The sequence below is a fragment of the Gordonia sp. NPDC003429 genome, from assembly GCF_053588575.1.
Genome location: NZ_JBSFQF010000007.1, coordinates 12,331 through 31,513, shown reverse-complemented (window position 1 = coordinate 31,513; position 19,183 = coordinate 12,331). Strand labels below are relative to the sequence as shown.

Here is a 19,183-nt window from a genome sequence, read left to right as displayed (position 1 = left end):
TCACTCTAGAACAATGTCCACGGCCGCACGTAGTTCGCGAGGTCGACCAGCATGAACCGGTGATCGCGATTGGTGCGCGTGGCGCGCGCGAGTTGCCGCAGCGACCGTTCGGTGCCCGCCCGCAGCCCCTGCTCGCTGAAGGGAAAGCCCAGGAGCTTCTTCGGTTCACCGCCCCCGTCGGGGTGCGCGATCACCCAACCCAGTGCGGTGCCGAGCACGATCAGGAGTAGTCGCGGCTTGCGGGGCTCGGAGTCGGGCATCGCCTCCATGCGGGCGGCCGCGGCCACCAACTGCGCCTTGGTCACCTCGGCCGGATCGCGACCATGCACGAGTGCGATCACCGCGGTGGCCCGTGCGGTGTTGAAATGCCTACTGGTGGCCGGAACCTCATCGAGCGGTTCGATCGCCGCATCGAAATCGCCGCGGGCCACTGCGAGGCGGGCCATACCGAAGGCCGCGGTCACGATACTGTGATCGGTCAACCACAGGTCGTGATAGTTTTGCGCGGCAACATGATACAGCTCGAGCACCCGATCCCGTGACCGATCGGAGTGGTCCTTCTCGTCGGACAGCCAGCGGCCGATCAGTTCCGCAGTGCCCGCGACGGCCAGCTTGGGTGCCACCTCGCCGGGCATCGCCAGCAGCACCTCGTCGAAACGTTCGTAGGCGAGTTCGGGCTCGTCGTTCATCAGCGCGCAGATACCCATATACCACTGCACCCGCCACGAATCGCCATGCTGCACAGACACTTCACGCAGCAGCGCCAGCGCGGTGTCCACGTCGTCGAGTTCCAGGTGTGCGCGTGCCTCGGCCAGGTCGATCTCCAGGGACGGGTGTTTGTCGCTCGACGCGTGTCCCAGCAGTGACCGGAATCCCTCGGCACGGGCGGCATGGATCGAATCCAGCGTCTGCCGCGGATCGGACAGTGCCGCCGAATTCAGCAGTCCGGCAGCGGGATCGGCCGGATCCACCAGCGGCACCGGCAACGCGCGGGCCATGTCCACCGGATCGTAGAAGGCCGCCTGGTCGGGATCGAAGAAGCCGTCGACCGGCGCCAGCATCAGATCGGTCCCGAAGGTGGAGCGCTGCGGGGTGAACACCGTCGACAGCGACGGCCGCGGCACACCGGTGTGCACGGCGACCGTCTCGCGCAGCACATTGAGCATCTGCGTGGTCATCTCCTCGGCGGAGGAGAACCGGTCGTGCGGATCGGTCGCGGTGGCCCGCGCCAACAGCAGGTAGAACGACGGATTGTCCCGGAACACCGGGGTGGTCTCGGCGTCGGGCAGCCCGTCGACCAGTCTGCCGTCCTTCTTGGGCATGTGGACGGTCAACGCGGCCAGGGTGCGCCCGATGCTGTAGATGTCGGTCACCACCTGCGGGCCGGTGCGCACGATCTCCGGTGCCTGGAAACCCGGGGTGCCGTACAGGTGCCCGTACCCGTTGATCGGCGACACCGCGCCGAGGTCGATCAGCTTCACCTCGTCACTGCCGACCATCACGTTGTCGGGTTTGACGTCGTTGTACACCAGACCCACCGAATGCAGGTATCCGATCGCGGGCAGCACCTCGAGCATGTAGGCCATCGCCTGCTCGACGGTGAGCAGTTTGCCCGGGCGCGTCGCGGTGATCTGCTTGAGGGTGCGGCCACCGATGTACTCCATCACGATGTAGCCGAAGCGCTCGCCGTACTCGTTGATGTGCTCGACGAAGTTGTAGATCTTCACGATGCCGGGGTGGTTCACCGACGCCAGGAACTGTCGTTCGGCCAGCGCCACCTGCTGCGCCTCGGAATCCGAGGAGTTCAGCAGACCCTTGAGCACCACCGGCCGGTCGGAGACGTTGCGGTCGATGGCCAGGTAGATCCACCCCAGCCCGCCGTGTGCGATGGCCCCGGCGATCTCGTACTGGCCGGCCACCAGGGTGCCGCGCGCCAGACCCGGCACAAACGAGTACCGCGCACCGCAATGCGGGCACACTCCGGTGAGTTCACCGGCACCCGAGCCGCCCGAACGCCCCACGGGTCGTCCGCACCGCCAGCAGTCCCGCTTGCCCTCGGCGATGACCGGCGAGTCCAGCACGGCGTCTTCGGGTTCGATGTCGGTGATCTTGGGAAGCTCCACCAGTCCGCTGCCCAGCCGCCGGTCGTGCACGCGGGCTTGTTGGCGCGGCACCAACCGTCGGGTGTGTCCCACCGACACCAGCGCCTCGGTGGGAATGGTCGGACCCGACCGCACCACCGGTCCGGTGGAGTCACGGCTACCCGACTGCGGCGTGGCCTCGGTGCCCATGTCGAGTTGATCGAGACTCGCCTTCTGGGTGCCCATGTCGAGCTGATCGAGACTCGCCTTCTGGGTGCCCATGTCGAGCTGATCGAGGCCGGCCTTCTGGGTGCCGACGTCGAGTTGGTCGAGGGTCGCCTTCTGGGTGCCGACGTCGATATCCGAGCGCGCCCCATCCCCGGAGGTCCCTGCCCGCGTGGCGTCCGGGCCTTCGTCGGATGTCGACATCTCACACCGCCTCGATCAGGATCGCACCGCCTCAATCACGGTAGTCCGGTTGTGGTGGACCGTCGCCGGGTCCCAGGATCGACAGCCACTGGTTGTACATCTCCTGCCATCTTCCGGAGGCGCGGAGACGTTCGAGGGTGCCGTTGACGAATCGCACCATGTCGTCGTGTCCGCGTGGGATGCCCACCCCGTAGTACTCCTCGCCCAGACCCGGACCCACCACCTCGACCCACGGATCCTGGCTGGCGAGTCCGGCGAGAATCGCGTCGTCGGTGGTCACCGCGTCCACCTGGCCCTGTTGCAGCATCACCAGGCAATCCGCCCACGTCGTGGTCGTCACCATCTTCGCACGGGGCTGGATCTGCTGCATCCGGCCGAGCGACGTGGTGCCGCGCGCCGCGCACACCCGCTTGCCGGCGAGCTGTTCCGGCCCGCTGATCCCGGAATTTCGTTGTGCCAGAATCTTTTGCGACGCAACGTAATACGGGCTGGAGAAGCTGGCGTCGCGGAGCCGGTCGCAGGTGATGCTCATCGTCTTGACCACCACGTCGACCTCTTCGTTGCGTAACGCCTCGGTGCGTTCGTCGGAGCTCAGCACGCGGTACTCGATCCGATTCGGGTCGCCGAAGATGTCGCGGGCGATCTCGCCGGCCACATCGGCGTCGAATCCCTTGATGTCACCGGAGATCGGGTCGCGGAAGCTGAACAGGTTGGATCCGATGTCGAGTCCGACGATGAGCCTGCCGCGGCGCTCGATGGCCTCCATCGTGCTGCCCGGCGGCATCTTCATCGGCTCGGGGTGTTCGCCGCGCGGGCGCAGACTGGCCGTCGCGTCGCATGATTCGGAGTTGGGTGGACTCTCCACCGCAACGTTGGTCTCGGCGCCCGGCGGGGTGGGCATCATCGCCGCGGCGACAGGCGCGGGTGAGTCGGGTGCGGGAAAGGTGACGCATCCTGTCAGCGTCACCGCGGCCGCCGCCATCGCCAGCGCGGCGGCGGCTCGCGTGCGCGCCCGCCGGCCGTTCATCGGTACTCCCGGATACGGGGAATGAGTCCCAGCACGAGCGCGACGGTGGCGAACACGGTCAGGGCGAGGATGCCGTTACCGGTGAAACCGAGCACGCGTTGGGCGGTGTTGATGTCGTCTCGAAACGACGTGCGGGTGGTGGTGATCCCCTCGACGAGAGCTGCATCCACCGCGTCGTAGCTGGTGGCCGAACTCTGCGGTGACTCGCCCACCGTCATCTCGCGCGCGGCGATGAAGTCACCGGCCTCCATCTTCTGCCGCACCTGCTCGTCGGTGGTCGTCCACTGGTCGAGCGCACCGCGCAGCGAGGTCAATTGCGTGGCGCTCAGGGAGCCGGCCGAACCCTGGTCGTCGCGCAGTTCGGTCAGGATGCGCCCGATCTGCGCGGTGGAATCCTCGAATGCGCTCTGCTGTGCGGCCTGGTCGCCGCGCCGCAGCAGCGAGAGCATCTCTGCCGACCGCGCCTGCTGGGTGAGGATACGGGCCTCGGTGAGCTGCCGCAGTGGTTCGGCGCCGTCGGACTTGGCCGCGCTCGTCGCCGCCACCGACAGCAGTCCCGATGCCAGCAGCCACACCAGGCCACCCAGGATCGCCACCAGCGCGGCGAGAATGCCGACGTTGAACCGGCGTCGGGTCCGCTTGGCCATATAGCGGGACACCGCGACGAAGGCCATCGCCAGTACCAGCAGTGCGGCGTACACGCCCCACGGCGGCACGGTGAGCGTTTGCTGCGGGTCGGCGATCGCCGCCGACCGTCGTTCGTAGAGTCGCTGCGCGGCGGGCAGGATGCGGCTCTGCATGAGCGCGGAGGCCTGCCCGAGGTAGGCCGATCCCACCGGATTGTTGAGCCTGTTGTTGGTTCGGGCCGTTTCGATCAGTCCGCTGTAGACGGGCAGCGCGGTCGCGATGATCTTGAGATCGGAGTTCATGGCGCGATCGACTGCCGAATCCTGGGTGCCCGGGGTGCCGGTGTCGCCCGCGGCGATGAGCAGCGACGCCGACGCGGTCGCGAGCGCGTCGGAATAGCGCTCGCGCAATTGTGGGGTTTCCAGCCCGCCGGAGATGAACGCCGAGTTGGCCGCGGCGTCGGCGATCGACAGCGAACTGTAGAGCACCTGCGCAGCCTCGGCGAGCGGCTCGGCGCGATCGATCATCGTCTGCAGCGACGCGGTCCGGTCCTTCAGCGTCGTCGAGGCGTACCAGCCGGTGACGAGCGCAGCCACCGACAGCACCATGGAGATGAGGAGGAGTTTTCCGGGCGTGGTGCCCGCATAGTGGCGCATCGACGACAGCGGCGACTGGGTGCGCGTCGGTGCGGAGGAGATGAGTTCGCGGCGGTCGGCGAGGACCTGGCGGATCGGCGGCGAGGTCGGATTGGGGCGGAAGGTTCTCCCGGCGCGGGTGAGTGCCGTGCGCACGGGAGAAGCGTCGCCGGTCACCTCAGATCCCTTCCGAGTGCTCCATCATCTGTGGTCCGCGCTCCCTGGATGCCTGCCATCTGTACGTATATCGCTCGCCGGTGCGAGTCCGTTTCCAGCCTAGCCCCCGACACCGCGATCCGAGGTGGACCTGGCCCTCGCCGGGTGAGTCCCCTACGGTTGACCTGTGGTACGCGGAGACGGCGACGGCTGGGTGCTCGACCCGGACGGTACGCGGTACTGGGGTGTGCACGGTGCGGCCGGATTGCTGCTCCGCGCGCCGCTGCCGGACGGCACGATGACCGTCCTGCTGCAGCATCGGGCCATCTGGTCACATCAGGGTGGCACCTGGGCGTTGCCCGGGGGCGCCCGCGACTCCCACGAGAGCGCGATCGACACCGCCGTGCGCGAGGCCGACGAGGAGGCCGGCATCGGCGGTCATGATCTGCGGGTGGTGGCCGCGCTCGTCACCCACCGTGCCCGGGCCGGCTGGACCTACACCACGGTGATCGCCGACATCGACGAGCCGGTGCGCACCTTTCCGAACGGTGAGTCCGCGGAGCTGCGGTGGGTTCCCGAAGCCGACATCGCCGCGCTTCCGCTGCATCCGGCGTTCCGGGAGAGCTGGCCCCGACTCCGTGATCGGCTGGCCGCGCTCGATTCGAGTGCCTAGGCGATTTCCAGTAGCCGATTGGCCCCGGCGACCAGCGCGTTGACATTCGCCTCATCGGGTGAGGCGCCCACCCCGCATCCCCAGCGCTGCAGCCGATCGCGTTCGCACAGCACGAACGTGGTGATCGTGCCCGCGGTCTCACGCTGGTGCAGGCGCAGGATCTGCACCGCGGCGCCGATGTCGTAGAGGATCGACGTCATCGCGCCCATGGCGCCCGACGCGGTGCCCGTCAGCGACATGATGCGGTCGGCATAGGCGATGGTCGCCCGGCATTCCACCAGGTCGGAGGCTATGGGGGTCAGCGACCACGAACCGAGCCTGATGGCTCCGGAGGTCGAGTACTCGTCGATGAATTCCTGCCAGGACATGCCGGGGACCTCCTCGCGGATCGCGGCGGGCAGCAGCCCGCCGGGTGGACACGACAAGGCTGACTCGCGCAGATGAAGGCTGTGCATCACGAATGGTCATTTCGGTGGAAGAAGCGATGACCGACGAGCGCGCAACGACCCCGCAGCGGGGGGTCGATCGGATCAGACCCCGCTGCGGCGGGTTACGAGGAGGCTCGCGCTGCACAACATGATGTCGGTCAGCCTAGCAGGTGCGCGCGCAGTTGGCGGGTGGCGGTCGCGGGGTCGGGGGCGGCGGTGATCGCGCGCACCACCACCGCCCGCCGCGCCCCCGCGGAGCGCACCTGTGCGAGCCGCCCGGTATCGATGCCGCCGATCGCGAACCACGGCTTGGCCGCAGCGACGGGTGCGGCGGCCACCTGCCGCACCAGGTCGAGGCCCGGGGCGGGCCGTCCCGGTTTGGTGGGGGTGGGCCAGCACGGACCCACGCAGAAGTAGTCGACGTCGGTGTCGGTCGCGGCGTGTGTGGCCTGGTCGATGTCGTGCGTCGATCGCCCGATCAGCACGTCGGGGCCGACGATCGTGCGCGCGTCGGCCGGGGCCAGGTCATCCTGGCCGACGTGCAGCACGTCGGCACCGGCGAGAGCGGCGATGTCGGTACGGTCGTTGACCGCGAGCAGCGCATCGTGAGCGGAGGTCAGCTGGCGCAGGCCGGCCAGGATCTCCAACTCGTGGCGTGCCTCGAGTGCACCGAACCGCTGCTCACCCACCGATCCCTTGTCGCGCAGTTGGACGATGTCGACGCCGGCGGCGAGGACGGCGTCGACGAAGTCGAGCAGATCACCGCGCTCGCGGCGGGCATCGGTGCACAGGTACAGCGTGGCGGCGTCGAGTCGCTGCCGTTTCCCTCCGGTCACGACGTCAAGCGTAGGCGCGGGTAGCATCGCGACAACAAGCACACGGGAGTCCGCGGAACGCCGGGCTGAGAGTGCGGGACGCCCCCGCTGACCGTCACACCTGATCCGGATCATGCCGGCGAAGGAAGGATCTCTGCACTCATGCCAGCTGTACGCCCGTCGCCTGAGACGTACCCCCGCCCCACCGATCTCGCGGTGATCGGCGGTGGTGTCATCGGGCTGACCTGTGCGCTGGCCGCAGCCGACGCCGGACTGCGGGTGGTGGTTCACGACGCGGGTCCGGGGCGACGGGCCTCGCAGGTGGCCGGTGGCATGCTCGGCTCGCTCGGGGAGGGTATCCCCGGCGAGGAACGGCTACTGGCCATCAGCTCGGCATCGGTGGCGCGCTGGCCGCAGCTGCTCGACCGTCTCGACGAGGTGTCGCCATCGGAGACCCCGCATCGGCCGGTGCGCACCGCCACCGACTCACTGTTCGTGGGAACCTCGTCGGCAGACCTGCGTGAACTCGATCGTCTGGCCGAAACATCTTGGGACGCAAGCCTTGTGCCCGGACGCGAGGTGCGGCGCATCGACCCGGCGCAGGTCCGCGACCTCGAGCCCGCACTGTCGGCGCGCGTGCGCGGTGGGTACCTGGTGACCGGTGAGGGGGCCGTCGACAACCGTCTGCTTCTCCTTCGCCTGCGGGCGGCGCTGCTTGCCGCGGGCGGCACGGTGATCGACGGGCCGGTCTCCTCGCTCGACGACGTGCACGCCGGCCAGGTGCTGATCGCCGCGGGCGCCGGAGTGCGCCGGCTGTGGCCGCAGGCGCCGATCCACCTGCTCAAGGGCGAGATCCTGCGGTTGCGCCGCACCCCGTGGTCGGTGCCGCCACCGACCCGCGTCATCCGTGCCCGGGTGGACGGGCGTGTGGTGTACCTGGTGCCCCGGGACGACGGAATCGTGCTCGGCGCAACACAATACGAGTCCGATGACGAATCATCCGGCGCAGACGTGGGCGGTGTCACCGACCTGCTCGCCGACGCGGCAGAAGTCCTCCCCGGGTTGCGCGGTTACGAACTCGCCGAGGTCGGTGTCGGATTCCGTCCGTGCACCCCCGACGCGCTGCCGATCATCCGCCGCCTCGACGAGCGGACTTGTGTCGCAGCCGGATTCGGCCGCAACGGGATCGTGCTGGCGCCGTATGCCGCCGCCGAGGTGCAGCGTCTGCTGGGCCTGGCCGCGAAACTCACCGCCGCGGGCACCGGGGGTGAGGGTCGATGACGATCACGGTCAACGGCGAACACATCGACTGGGCCGCGGGCACCTCGGTGGGTGATCTGGTCGCCTCGCTCGGGCTACCCGATCGCGGCATCGCCGTCGCGGTCGACGGTGCGGTGGTCCCGCGCGGGCGCTGGCACACCGCGGTGTCCGACGGCGCGATCGTCGAGGTCGTGACGGCGGTGCAGGGTGGCTGAGCGCCTGGTGATCGCCGACCGAGAGTTCGAATCGCGGCTCATCATGGGCACCGGCGGGGCGGCGAATCTCGCGGTCCTCGAACGCGCACTGATCGCCTCGGGCACCGAGCTCACCACCGTCGCCATGCGCCGGGTGGGCGCGGGATCCACAACGGGGATCCTGGATCTGCTGCGGCGGCTGCGCATCGACGTGCTGCCCAACACCGCGGGCAGCCACAGCGCCGCCGAGGCGGTCCTCACCGCGCAACTGGCCCGCGAGGCACTCGACACCGCATGGGTCAAGCTCGAGGTGACCGCCGACGAACGCACCCTGATGCCCGACGCCGTCGAACTCGTCGACGCCGCGCGCAGGCTCGTCGACGACGGATTCACGGTGCTCGCCTACACCAACGACGACCCGGTGCTCGCCACCCGCCTCGCCGATCTCGGGGTGGCCGCGGTGATGCCGCTCGGCTCGCCGATCGGGACGGGCCTGGGAATCGGCAACCCGCACAACATCGAGATGATCGTCGCCGGAGCCGACGTCCCGGTGATCCTCGACGCCGGGATCGGCACCGCGAGCGACGCCGCGCTGGCGATGGAACTCGGCTGTGACGGCGTGCTGCTGGCATCGGCGGTCACCCGCGCGGTCGATCCCGAACGGATGGCTACGGCGATGCGCCACGCGGTGGCGGCCGGGTGGCTGGCCGCCGGTGCCGGTCGGATCCCCAAACGCTTCTGGGCGCACGCCTCCTCGCCCGGCGCCGATTGATCGCTAGGGTCGAGGACGTGCTGGAACTAGTCCACCTGACCAAGAACTTCGGCGGGGTGCGCGCCGTCGACGATCTCACGTTCACCGTCGCACCCGGGCACGTCACCGGGTTCCTGGGACCCAACGGCGCAGGCAAGTCCACCACGATGCGCATGATTCTGGGACTTGACAGGCCCACGTCGGGGACCGCCACCATCAACGGGGCGCCCTACACGGCGCTGGCGCATCCGCTGCGGGAGGTCGGCGCCCTGCTCGACGCGAAATGGGTGCATCCCAACCGTTCGGCCCGCGCCCACCTGCGGTGGCTGGCCACCAGCAACGGCATTCCGACGGCCCGGGTCGACGAGGTGCTCGCGATGGTGGGCCTCACCGACGTCGCGGGTAAACGCGCCGGCGGGTTCTCCCTGGGTATGTCCCAGCGTCTCGGACTGGCCGGTGCACTGCTCGGCGACCCGCACACGCTGTTGCTCGACGAGCCGGTCAACGGTCTCGACCCCGAGGGCATCGTGTGGATCCGCAACTTCATGCGGGCGCTCGCCGGCCAGGGACGCACCGTGCTGGTGTCGAGTCATTTGCTCACCGAGATGTCGCTGACCGCCGACCATCTGGTGGTGATCGGCCGCGGCAAGCTGATCGCCGACTGCTCGGTCGCCGAGTTCACCGCGCAGGCCAGGCCCACCGTCCGGGTGCGTACGCCACAGCCCGCGGAACTGCACCGGGCGCTCGTCGACGCCGGATTGCACGTCACCGGGTACACCGCGCCCGACGGCCGGGTGGTGTTATCGGTGGCCGACACGGTCACCGACCGGGTCGGTGACGTCGCCGCGGCGGCCGGCATCACGCTGCACGAGTTGGTTTCCGACACGCCCTCGTTGGAGGACGTGTTCATGTCGGTCACCGCCGGCGCCGTCGAATTCCAGGGAGGCCGATGATGTGGGCCGGTGCATTGCGGGCCGAGTGGATCAAATTGACGTCCACCCGCGCGCCGTTCTGGTGCCTTGGCGTGGTGATCCTTCTGGGACTTGGTCTCTCGCTGTTGATCACGATCGCCACCCGCGGTGGCACCGGGGGCGGCCCCGACGCGGTGGCGGGGTTCGGTGCTGCCGACTATCTGACCGGGGTCAACTTCTTCGGCGTGGTGGTGTTGATGATCATGGCGGTGCTGGCCATCACCACCGAGTACCGGTTCGGCACCATCCGGGCGTCCTTTCTCGCGGTGCCGCGGCGCCCACTGGTGCTGTGTGCGAAGGCCGTGATCTACGGAATCCTCACCGTCGTGGTGGTCGCGCTGCTGTCGGCGGCGTCGCTGCTGCTGGTGCTCGCGGTGTCCGACGGGGCGAGCGGACTGCGGCTGGATTCCGAACTCACCCTGCGCCAGATCTGGGGGACCCCGATCTGGGCGGCGCTGTGTGTCCTCGTCGGCCTCGGTGTGGGCGCATTGATCCGGCACACGGCGGGGGCCATTTCGATCGTGCTGGTGTGGATGCTGGTGGTGGAGAACATCCTCGGGGCACTGCCGGTGATCGGGCGGCGGGTGGGACCGTTCCTGCCGTTCCAGAACGGGTCACGTTTCCTGTCCGGCGATGTCGGTGACTACCACTGGAATTCGTGGGTCTCGCTGGGGTATTTCGCCCTTTTTGCCGCACTGATTTTTGTCGCCGGAATCATGGTGATGAATTCCCGGGACGCTTGAGTTAATTTGCCGATGGATCGGTCCGTCGATTTGTATACAAGACCCGGAAATATCGTGGTAGAGGGCTAAAATCTGATCCATGCCGAACAGCTGGCCCCTGGTCGAGCGTGAAAAAGAATTCCGCACGATCCAGGCCGCCCTGACCGATGAGACGCAGGTGTGCGGAGTGGTTCTCACCGGCGATTCCGGGGTGGGCAAAACCACGCTCGCGCGGCATGTCACTTCCGGGTTGTCCTCGGGGGTGCGGTGGGTGGCCGGCACCGAATCGGCCCGCTCGATTCCGCTGGGGGTCTTTGCGCATCTGGTGGGGCCCGCGGTGTCCAGCGATCCGGTCACCTATCTCGCCGCCGCACGCGAATCGTTGCTCGCCGACGGCAGCGTGGTGATCGGCGTCGACGACGCCCACCTGCTCGACGAACTCTCGGCCACCCTGCTGCACCAGCTGGCCATCGACCGGGCGGTGCACATCGTGGCGACCGTGCGTAGCGGCGAGGTGGTACCCGACGCGGTGACGTCGCTGTGGAAAGACAATCACCTGGTGCGGATCACGTTGTCGCCGTTCACCAAACAGCAGAGCGTCGAACTGGTCGAGTCGGTTCTGGGCGGGCAACTCGAGGAGCATTCGGCCGACCGGATGTGGGAGGCGTCCGGGGGTAACGCCCTGTTCCTGCGGCACCTTGTGGAAGGTGCCCGCGAAGCGCGGACTCTGCGGCAGGTCAACGGGGTGTGGCAGTTACGCGGTCGCGCGGCCATCACCTCCGAACTCGCCTCCCTGCTCGCGGGGCGCATCGACCACCTGTCGCCCTCGGTGCTGGGCGCGCTGAAGTATCTGAGTCTGTGCGAACCCGTCGACATCGACGTGCTGTCCGAGCTCGCGGGTGAGGAGGCGGTGGAGCAGGCCGAGATCGACGGCCTGGTGCGCATCGTCCGCGACGGCAGGCAACTCAACGTCTCCTTCCAGCATCCCCTGTTCGGCGAGGTCATCCGGCGTCGGCTCGGCCTGGCCTCCTCACGCCGGTTGCGCGGGCAACTGGTCTCGGCGTTGCGATCGCGTGCGCTCGACACCCCGGCCGACCGGATCCGACTCGCCGATCTGGCGTTGGAGAGCGACGTGTCGGCGGTGGACCGAGCCCTGCTCGGTGCCGCGGCCCGTGACGCACTCAACCTGGCGCAGACGCCGCTGGGAGAGCGGTTCGCGCGGGCGGCGATGGCCGAGGGCGGTGGTCCGGTCGAGGCCGAACTGCTCGCTCGTGCCCTGATGTGGCAGGCCCATCCGGACGAGGCCGAGGACATCCTGTCGCGGTTTCCCGTCGACGATCTCGACGAGGTGACGGCGACGAGTATCGGGCTCGTGCGGGTGGGCAACATGTTCTGGGCGATGGGAGACGCCGACCGGGCAGACGCCTTGCTCGGCGCCCTCCGCACGCGGGTGCAGGACCCGAACCTCACCGAGATAGTCGACGGAATAGGTTCTGCCTGTGCACTTTTCGAGAACAACCTGTCGCTCGCGGTGACCCTGTCCGACAAGGTACTCGGGTCGGCGGCGCCACTGCCGTGGGCGGTGGAATGGGCGGCTTTCGGCGGGATGCTCTCGCGTGCGTTGCAGGGGTGCGGTGATCAGGTGGCGCCGCTGGCGAAGCGTAGCCGGGAGGCCGAGGTGAAGACCGACGGACTCCTGCGTTTCCCCACCGGGATCGGGGAGATCCTCGCGCTGACGCTGACGGGCAACCTCCCGGCCGCGGAGACGGCTGCCCAGCGTTACGTCACCTTCGCCAACACCGCGCAGTATCTGGGATGGGCGATGGCCGGCGAACTCGTCGCGGCCGTCGAACTGGCCGGCGGTGCGTGCGGGTCGGTGGTCCGGCGTATCGAGCAGACCCTCGCCACCCTCGACAGTGAGGAGTTCGCGGCCGCCTGGAACTTCCCCGGGTTCATCTTCCTCACCCAGGCGCTGAGCGCGCTGGGCCGTGTGGAGGATGCCGAACGGGCGTTGTCGCGGGGGCGGGCGCGCTACGGCAGGCACGTGGCGGTGTTCGGGCCGATGCTCGAGATCGCGGCGTCGTGGCAGGCCGCGGCGGCAGGCACCCTGACGCGCGCCATCGAGATCGCGCACCAGGCTGCCGCGTCGGCCCGCGCCTCGGGCCAGTTGGCGATCGAGGCGGAGGCGCTGCACAGCGCCGCCCGGTTCGGCGACGCATCCGTGGCCGACCGTCTCGGCGAACTCGCCGGTCTCGTCGACGGACCGCTGGTGGCCCAGTACGCGCGGCACGCGCGGGCGTTGCGCGACAAGGATGGCGTGGAACTCGATCTGTGCGCGGCAGATCTCGAATCGCTGGGCGTGCGGCTCTCGGCGGCCGACTCGGCGGCGCAGGCCAGCGTGCTCCACGACAAGGACCAGCACCGGTCGGCGACCGTCGCGTCGTCGGCGATGGCCAATCGCCTCGCGGCCGAGTGCGGCGGATTGCGCACCCCCGCGCTGGTGCAGGCGGCACAGCCGCTGCCGCTGACCACCCGCGAACGTGAGATCGCCAACCTGGTGGCCGCGGGCCTGTCGAACAAGCAGATCGCCGAGCGTCTCGTCGTGTCGGTGCGCACCGTGGAAGGCCACATCTATCGCGCATGCGTGAAACTCGATGTCACCGACCGCGCCGAGCTCGCCGCGCTGCTGCGACGCGACGGCTGAGGTCACCCCTTATTCAGGTACTCAGGGCGAGACCCACCTCGTTGTCACCCACCTGGTGAAAGTCCTTGTACGACAAGCCAACTGCGACGAACCCAGGGGGCACCGCCACCGCCACCGCCGCATCGGCCAGGGAGCGCATCACGGCGAGGGTGTCGGCGGGAGCGGTGGGCACCGCGACGATCACTCGGGCCGCACCGCCGCGTCGTGCAGCCTCGACGGCCACGCGCATCGTCATGCCCGTCGCGAGGCCGTCGTCGACGAGGATCACCGTGGCGCCGCGCAGAGCCGGGGCCGGGCGGTCTCCCCGGTAGCGGCGTTCCCGCTCGTCGAGAAGTCGGGTTTCCCGGGCCACCGCCTCGTCGAATCGTTTCTGCGACACGCCGAGCCGTCGCGGCACGTCATCGTTCACCACCACCAGACCGCCGCCCGCGACGGCTCCCATCGCGTACTCGGGATTGCCCGGTGCCCCGACCTTGCGCACCACCAGCGTGTCGAGTTTCGCGTCGAGACGGTCGGCGACCTCACGGGCAACGGGGACACCACCGCGCGCCAGCCCGAGCACGATGACGTCGGTGCCGGGGTCCTCGGGGTGGGGGCTGTGGGGGTCGAGGCCGCCGATCTGCGCGATGAGGGTGGCCGCGAGTTGCCGCCCCGCGTCGGCGCGGTCGGCGAACACGGCATCGGAGGCCATGACTCAACCTCACCGGCCTGCACGGTCGGTGTCAAGGCGGTGGCGGACCTAGGGTTGATCCGTGGCAGACGAGTCGGCGCCCGACGACCAAAGCGGTGCACGCACCCACTGGTTGCGCGGCCTCAAGAATCTCGTCGCATCCGAATGGCGCATCATCCGCGGACGCGACCCGGATATCGACGCGCACGAGATCTCCGAGTTCTCCGGGCCCCTGCTCGCCGGCGCGATCATGGTTATCGTCGTCGGGCTGCTGCCGCTGGTGGGTGTGCGGCTCACCGCCGACTCCGAGGCAACCTTCGGTCCGCTGGTCGGATCGTTCGCGCTCGCCGCGGTGTGCACCACCACCGTGGCCTGGCTGATCGCGGTGGTGCTCGCCGGATTCGTGGTGCTCATCGTCTACGACGCGAGCCCGAAGGCGGCCAGTGCGGTCACCGAACAGGCGGTCCGGTCGTCGTTCGGGCGCATCGAGGACGCAACGGGCAAGGTCACTCTGCTGGCGCTGATCTCCGGTCTCGTCTCCCTCGCGATCGGTCTCCCGGCGATGAGTTCGTCGGATGACGAGACCTCGGTGCTCGAACAGCTACTGGCCGCGCAGGTGGCGTGTCTGCTGCTGGTGCTGGTGCTCGGCTTCACCGTGGAGGCCATCCGCACCACCGCGGAGATCCTCGGATCACAGATCAAGGCGATCTCGTGGCTGGGGGCGCTGGTCATCACCCTGGTGGCGTTCTATCTGGCCGCCACGGTCGGCCCGTTCGAGCCGATCGCACTGACCCGAAACCTGCTGGACGCCTGGTTACCGGCCGAGGTCGAGGGCGTCCCGCGCGCCGAGGTGGTGGCCGACCTGGTACCGAGTTCGGCCGGGTGGTGGTCGGCGCTGGTGATCGCGCCCTTTGTGCTGATCACGTGGACGATCACCGCGTGGCGTTCCGGCGAGCTGCGCCATCTGCGGGCCGAGATCCGTCAGGCCGGCCGGGAATGATCGCGGTGGACCTCGTCGACCTGCGTGTCGGTCACGTGCGTGTCGCCGACATGCGTGTCGCCGACATGGGTTTCGGGGACGTGGGTGTTGGGGGCCGCGTCGGCTGCGCGGCGCTCGTCGGGATCGGGTGCAACGGCATCGGGGACGCGGGCGTCGGCATCCTCCCGGCCGCGCCGCCACCCGCCCTTGAGCGGCGGTGCCTCACCGAAGTGATCGGGGTCGCCCGAGCCGTACCAGGCCACCAGCACCGCGCCGATCACCGCGCCGGCGAATCCCACCATGGCGAGCAGGCCCATGCCCGGTTTGGCGGTATCGCCGAGGAACAACACGCCGATCAGGCTCGGGCCCGCCGTCTCGCCGACCACCAGCATTGCGGTGACCCCGTTGACGGCGCCGATCTGCAGCGCGATCGTCTGCACGAAGAAGCCCACCGCACCGGCCACCGCGATCGTCCATGCCGCGGGGTCGAGTAGCACCGTCACGAGATCGAACGGGTGCACCCCGTCGAGGATGCGCACCGAAATGGCGATGACGCCGAACAGCAGGCCCGCCATGGCACCGCCCACGACGGCCGCATGCTTGCCCAGCCGATACACCGCGAACAGCGCGAACGCCGCCAGCCCGAGGGTCGCGATGAACAGCGCCCAGTGGAACGAGCGCTCCTGGCCGCCGCCGGTCTGATCGCCCGCCGACATGCCCAGCAGGCACAGCGAGAGCACCACCAGCCATATCGCCACCCAGTCGCGGGTGTGCAGGGCGATGTTGAGCATGATCGTGCCCAGCAGGGCGGTGATGATCAGGTTGGCCGACACGATGGTCTGCGAGAGGAACAGCGGCAGAAAACGCGCGGCCACCGCACCTCCGGCGAACCCGATGGTCACCAGCAGTGTGCCCAGCAGGAATGCCGGGTCGAAGAAGGTCGACACCGTCGACCGCAGGGTGGGGCCGCCGGCCGGATTGGTGGTGTCGGTGCCCTCGTCACGTTCGGTCTGGGCGACGCGGCGTGCGCCGAGCGCGCGCAACACCGTGGACATGCCGTAGGCCACGGCGGCCAGGCACGCAGCGACCACACCGATGAAGAACACCACGCACCTCCGATCGCCATTGCCGTGATCTCCGTGAGCCCTGAGACTCCCGTGAACTTCGAGATTCCCGCGATTCCCGCCGCCTCGTCAACGAGAATTTTCAACAGCGTGCGACGGGTCTCCTATTCCGCTCTCAGTATCGCCCAGACCCCCGACAGTGGTCGCAGGGGCTGATCGGACGGCGCACACGGTGTCATTAGACTCGCCGTGTGGCCAGTACCGGGAAGCATGTGCTCATCACTTTCGGCCGTTCGTTTCTCACCCTCAACCTGGCCCGGCTGATGTCGGCCGGGGGTCATCGGGTCACCGTCGTCGACAGCATTCCCATCGGCGTCAGCAGGTTCTCCCGCGCCGTCGACGGCTTCCATCTGGTGCCCCCGCCCAAGTTCCGTCCCCAAGACTACTGCCGTGAACTGGCCCGGATCGTCGCCGACGAGGCCGTCGACATCGTGATCCCGATTCACGAGGAAACCGACATCCTCTCGATGATGACCGGTCTGTTCCCGCCGGAATGCCTGCTCTTTCTCTCCGATTTCGAGACCGAGAATCGCCTGCACAACAAGTACGACTACCAGCGTGAACTGGTGGAACTGGGGATCGAGACGCTGAAGTTCGCGCGGGTCGACGGCCCCGAGGACGCGGCGAAACTCGACTTCGACGTTCCCTTCGCGCTCAAACGCTGCTACTCGCGTGGTTCGCAGAAGGTGCACAAGGTGTTTCCCGGCGACGACCTGTCCTGGGTGGACCATGACCCGGGCAATCCGTGGCTGGCGCAGGAGTGGCTGGCCGGCGATCGGTACTGCACCTATTCGGTGTGCCACGACGGCAAGGTCCTGGCGCACGCCACCTATCCGGTCGACTACGCCATCGGCGGCAGCTCCTGCCTGAACTTCACCTCCGTCGACCACCGGCCGATCGCCGACTGGGTGTCGCGGTTCGTGGCCGCCGAGAAGTTCACCGGTCAGATCGGACTGGACTTCATCGACCATCCCGACCGCGGGCTGTTCACCATCGAGTGCAATCCCCGCGCCACCAGCGGAATCATGATGTACCGTCCGCACAACCGGGTCGATCGGGCCTTCCTGGGAGAATTCCCGGACGGGGCTTCCGCAAAGGGGGAATCCGCAGAGGGGGAATCCGCAGAGAGGGAATCCGCAGAGGGGGAATCCGCAAATCACGCCCCGATCGTGCCCGACGCCGACATCAACCGGATGATCGGATTCGGCATGGCGCTCTACGGCTGGCGACGCTCGGCGCGCAACGGCCGGTCGCTGCGACAGTTCTTCCGTGACTTCCGGGCCGGCGACGACGTCATCACCGAGAAGGGTGATCAGAAACCCGCGATGATGCTGCCGTTGGCGTACGTGTGGATCCTGCGCAGCTGTGCGCGCTACCGGGTGGGATTGGCCGAGGGTTTCATGCACGATCACGAATGGGACGGACGTCCCATCTGATCATCCCGGCGCCGCCCCCCGGCGGTGTTCACCGAGGCGCCCGCACCCGGGCGCCACGCACGTACACCTCGGCGATCGCAGGCTCGCGCAACCCCATCAGCAGCGCGAACAGCGTCTGATCGCGCGCGAGCTGCGCGTCGTCGGCGCGCACGCCGTGACGTAGCGACGCGGCCAGCGGCGGCGACCGCTCCGGTTCGATCACCAGGAAGTCGGCCTCCTTCCCGACGTCGAGATTGCCGAACCGATCCTCGGCATCGAGCGCACGCGCTCCGGCGAGGGTGCCGGTGAACAGCATTTCCGCCGGATGCATCGACACGCTCGCGTCGCCGGGTTCGGAGATGTGCACCTTGAAGGCGTCGGCGAGCACCCGCGACACCAGCCACTCGTCGCCTGCGCCGCAGTCGGTTCCGGCGCCGATCGTCACACCGGCGGCGACGGTCCGTCGCCACGGCATGGTTCCCGAGCCCAGGAACAGTTGGGAGGTGGGACAGTGCGCGATGGAGGTACCGGTCTGTGCCATCCGCGCGAGTTCGGCGTCGGTGCAGTGCACCGCGTGCGCCATGATCGTGCGTCGTCCCAGCAAGCTGTTGCCGCCTTCGCGCGACCCCGGCAGAAACTTGCCGTCGTAGGTGTCGAGGTATGAGTCGACGGCGAAAAGCTGCTTGACGGTGTCGATTTCGCCGGTGCCGGGGCGGTTGTTCTCGTTGAGGTGGCTATGCACGAATACCCCGCGGTCGCGCACCGACGCGTACAGGTCGCCGAGGGCGCGCAGCGTGTCGGTGGTCACCGACAGCGTGAACCGGGGCACGATGGCCACCTGTAGCAGCGCGGTACCGGGCCCGGTCGCGTCGGCCTCATGCCACCGGTCGATCTCCGCGGTGGTCAGTGCGATCGCGTCGGCCTCCGACGTCATCAACGGTGCCGCCGACGGCGGACCGGCGGTCTGGATGCCGCGTCCGCTGACAATGCGGAGTCCGGCGCGTCGGGTGGCCTCGAACAGCTCGTCCTGGGCGGAGGGGAACGCGGACCCGAACACCATTGCCGCGGTGGTTCCCGCGGCCACGCGGCGGCGGGTGAACTCGCGTGCCGCCGCGCGCGCGAAGTCGGGATCGGCGAGGCGGGCCTCGGCGGGAAAGATGCAGTTGTCCAGCCACTCCAGCAGCTGCCCGCCGCCGTAGGCGTCGAGCGAATAGATCTGCGGAAAGTGGACATGGGTGTCGACGAAACCGGGGATCAGGAAGGCGTCGCCGTGGTCGATCACCGGGCCGGTGCCCTCGGCGGTCCCGGCGCTCTTGGTGTTTTCGGTGCCTTTTTGGGGAAGCTCGGTGCGTGGGCCGCAGAACGTGATCCGGCCGGTGTCGTCGTCGATCGTCAGCGCACCGTCGGGCAGGTCGACGAGATGTTGCGCCGCCGCGTCGACGGTCGGCGCTCCGGAGATGTGCACGATGTGGCCGAGGTGGGTCGTCACCCGAGACAGCCAAACACAACGGCCCCGATGGCG

General features: G+C 68.6%; 17 protein-coding genes. 9 read left to right on the top strand and 8 right to left on the bottom strand.

What is annotated here, in order from left to right:
* Window positions 1-5 precede the first annotated feature (5 nt).
* The 3 genes from ACWDSI_RS10550 to ACWDSI_RS10540 are packed head-to-tail and all read right to left on the bottom strand — an operon-like array spanning window position 6 to window position 4,976.
* The gene (locus tag ACWDSI_RS10550) at window positions 6-2,510 is read right to left on the bottom strand and encodes a serine/threonine-protein kinase PknG (protein WP_449756519.1); all 2,505 of its coding nucleotides are present in this window, start codon (window positions 2,508-2,510) and stop codon (window positions 6-8) included.
* Between the two features lie 31 nt (window positions 2,511-2,541).
* Window positions 2,542-3,537, bottom strand: coding sequence for a glutamate ABC transporter substrate-binding protein (locus tag ACWDSI_RS10545; protein WP_449756518.1), 996 nt, complete (start codon window positions 3,535-3,537; stop codon window positions 2,542-2,544).
* A complete protein-coding gene (locus tag ACWDSI_RS10540; RefSeq protein ID WP_449756517.1) occupies window positions 3,534-4,976 on the bottom strand; it encodes a hypothetical protein in 1,443 nt (480 codons plus the stop codon). Before ACWDSI_RS10540 ends, ACWDSI_RS10545 begins: the two co-directional genes overlap by 4 nt.
* Before the next feature lie 166 nt (window positions 4,977-5,142).
* Here ACWDSI_RS10540 and ACWDSI_RS10535 point away from each other — a divergent pair, with 166 nt between their 5' ends.
* A complete protein-coding gene (locus ACWDSI_RS10535; RefSeq protein WP_449756516.1) occupies window positions 5,143-5,628 on the top strand; it encodes an NUDIX hydrolase in 486 nt (161 codons plus the stop codon).
* Here ACWDSI_RS10535 and ACWDSI_RS10530 read toward each other — a convergent pair.
* Window positions 5,625-5,996, bottom strand: a complete 372-nt coding sequence (locus ACWDSI_RS10530) for a hypothetical protein (RefSeq protein WP_449756591.1) — start codon at window positions 5,994-5,996, stop codon at window positions 5,625-5,627. The genes ACWDSI_RS10535 and ACWDSI_RS10530 overlap by 4 nt on opposite strands.
* A gap of 218 nt (window positions 5,997-6,214) precedes the next feature.
* Window positions 6,215-6,919, bottom strand: a complete 705-nt coding sequence (gene thiE / locus ACWDSI_RS10525; protein ID WP_449756515.1) for a thiamine phosphate synthase — start codon at window positions 6,917-6,919, stop codon at window positions 6,215-6,217.
* Window positions 6,920-7,033: 114 nt separating this feature from the next.
* Here thiE and ACWDSI_RS10520 point away from each other — a divergent pair, with 114 nt between their 5' ends.
* The 6 genes from ACWDSI_RS10520 (at window position 7,034) to ACWDSI_RS10495 (ending at window position 13,473) form a co-directional block, all read left to right on the top strand.
* Window positions 7,034-8,152 (top strand): FAD-dependent oxidoreductase, encoded by a 1,119-nt coding sequence (locus ACWDSI_RS10520; protein WP_449756514.1) that lies wholly within the window; start codon window positions 7,034-7,036, stop codon window positions 8,150-8,152.
* A complete protein-coding gene (gene thiS, locus ACWDSI_RS10515; RefSeq protein ID WP_449747668.1) occupies window positions 8,149-8,346 on the top strand; it encodes a sulfur carrier protein ThiS in 198 nt (65 codons plus the stop codon). The genes ACWDSI_RS10520 and thiS overlap by 4 nt, the downstream gene beginning before the upstream one ends.
* Window positions 8,339-9,097, top strand: a complete 759-nt coding sequence (thiG, locus tag ACWDSI_RS10510) for a thiazole synthase (protein ID WP_449747669.1) — start codon at window positions 8,339-8,341, stop codon at window positions 9,095-9,097. Before thiS ends, thiG begins: the two co-directional genes overlap by 8 nt.
* A 17-nt stretch (window positions 9,098-9,114) precedes the next feature.
* Entirely contained in the window at window positions 9,115-10,029 is a 915-nt protein-coding gene (locus tag ACWDSI_RS10505) for an ATP-binding cassette domain-containing protein (protein ID WP_449747670.1), read from the top strand.
* Window positions 10,029-10,790, top strand: a complete 762-nt coding sequence (locus tag ACWDSI_RS10500) for an ABC transporter permease (RefSeq protein ID WP_449747706.1) — start codon at window positions 10,029-10,031, stop codon at window positions 10,788-10,790. Before ACWDSI_RS10505 ends, ACWDSI_RS10500 begins: the two co-directional genes overlap by 1 nt.
* Window positions 10,791-10,869: 79 nt before the next feature.
* Window positions 10,870-13,473 (top strand): LuxR C-terminal-related transcriptional regulator, encoded by a 2,604-nt coding sequence (locus ACWDSI_RS10495; protein WP_449756513.1) that lies wholly within the window; start codon window positions 10,870-10,872, stop codon window positions 13,471-13,473.
* Between the two features lie 13 nt (window positions 13,474-13,486).
* Here ACWDSI_RS10495 and ACWDSI_RS10490 read toward each other — a convergent pair whose 3' ends face one another.
* On the bottom strand, window positions 13,487-14,164 hold the full coding sequence (locus tag ACWDSI_RS10490) for a phosphoribosyltransferase (RefSeq protein ID WP_449756512.1): 678 nt from the start codon (window positions 14,162-14,164) through the stop codon (window positions 13,487-13,489).
* Window positions 14,165-14,225: 61 nt separating this feature from the next.
* Here ACWDSI_RS10490 and ACWDSI_RS10485 point away from each other — a divergent pair, with 61 nt between their 5' ends.
* Window positions 14,226-15,143, top strand: a complete 918-nt coding sequence (locus ACWDSI_RS10485; protein ID WP_449747673.1) for a hypothetical protein — start codon at window positions 14,226-14,228, stop codon at window positions 15,141-15,143.
* Here the strand turns inward: ACWDSI_RS10485 and ACWDSI_RS10480 are convergent.
* Window positions 15,125-16,228 (bottom strand): EamA/RhaT family transporter, encoded by a 1,104-nt coding sequence (locus ACWDSI_RS10480; RefSeq protein WP_449756590.1) that lies wholly within the window; start codon window positions 16,226-16,228, stop codon window positions 15,125-15,127. The genes ACWDSI_RS10485 and ACWDSI_RS10480 overlap by 19 nt on opposite strands.
* 209 nt (window positions 16,229-16,437) lie before the next feature.
* Between ACWDSI_RS10480 and ACWDSI_RS10475 the strand changes: the two genes are divergently transcribed.
* On the top strand, window positions 16,438-17,682 hold the full coding sequence (locus ACWDSI_RS10475; RefSeq protein ID WP_449756511.1) for a carboxylate--amine ligase: 1,245 nt from the start codon (window positions 16,438-16,440) through the stop codon (window positions 17,680-17,682).
* A 28-nt stretch (window positions 17,683-17,710) separates the two neighbouring features.
* Here the strand turns inward: ACWDSI_RS10475 and ACWDSI_RS10470 are convergent, their stop codons facing one another.
* The gene (locus ACWDSI_RS10470; RefSeq protein WP_449756510.1) at window positions 17,711-19,150 is read right to left on the bottom strand and encodes an amidohydrolase family protein; all 1,440 of its coding nucleotides are present in this window, start codon (window positions 19,148-19,150) and stop codon (window positions 17,711-17,713) included.
* Window positions 19,151-19,183: the final 33 nt, after the last annotated feature.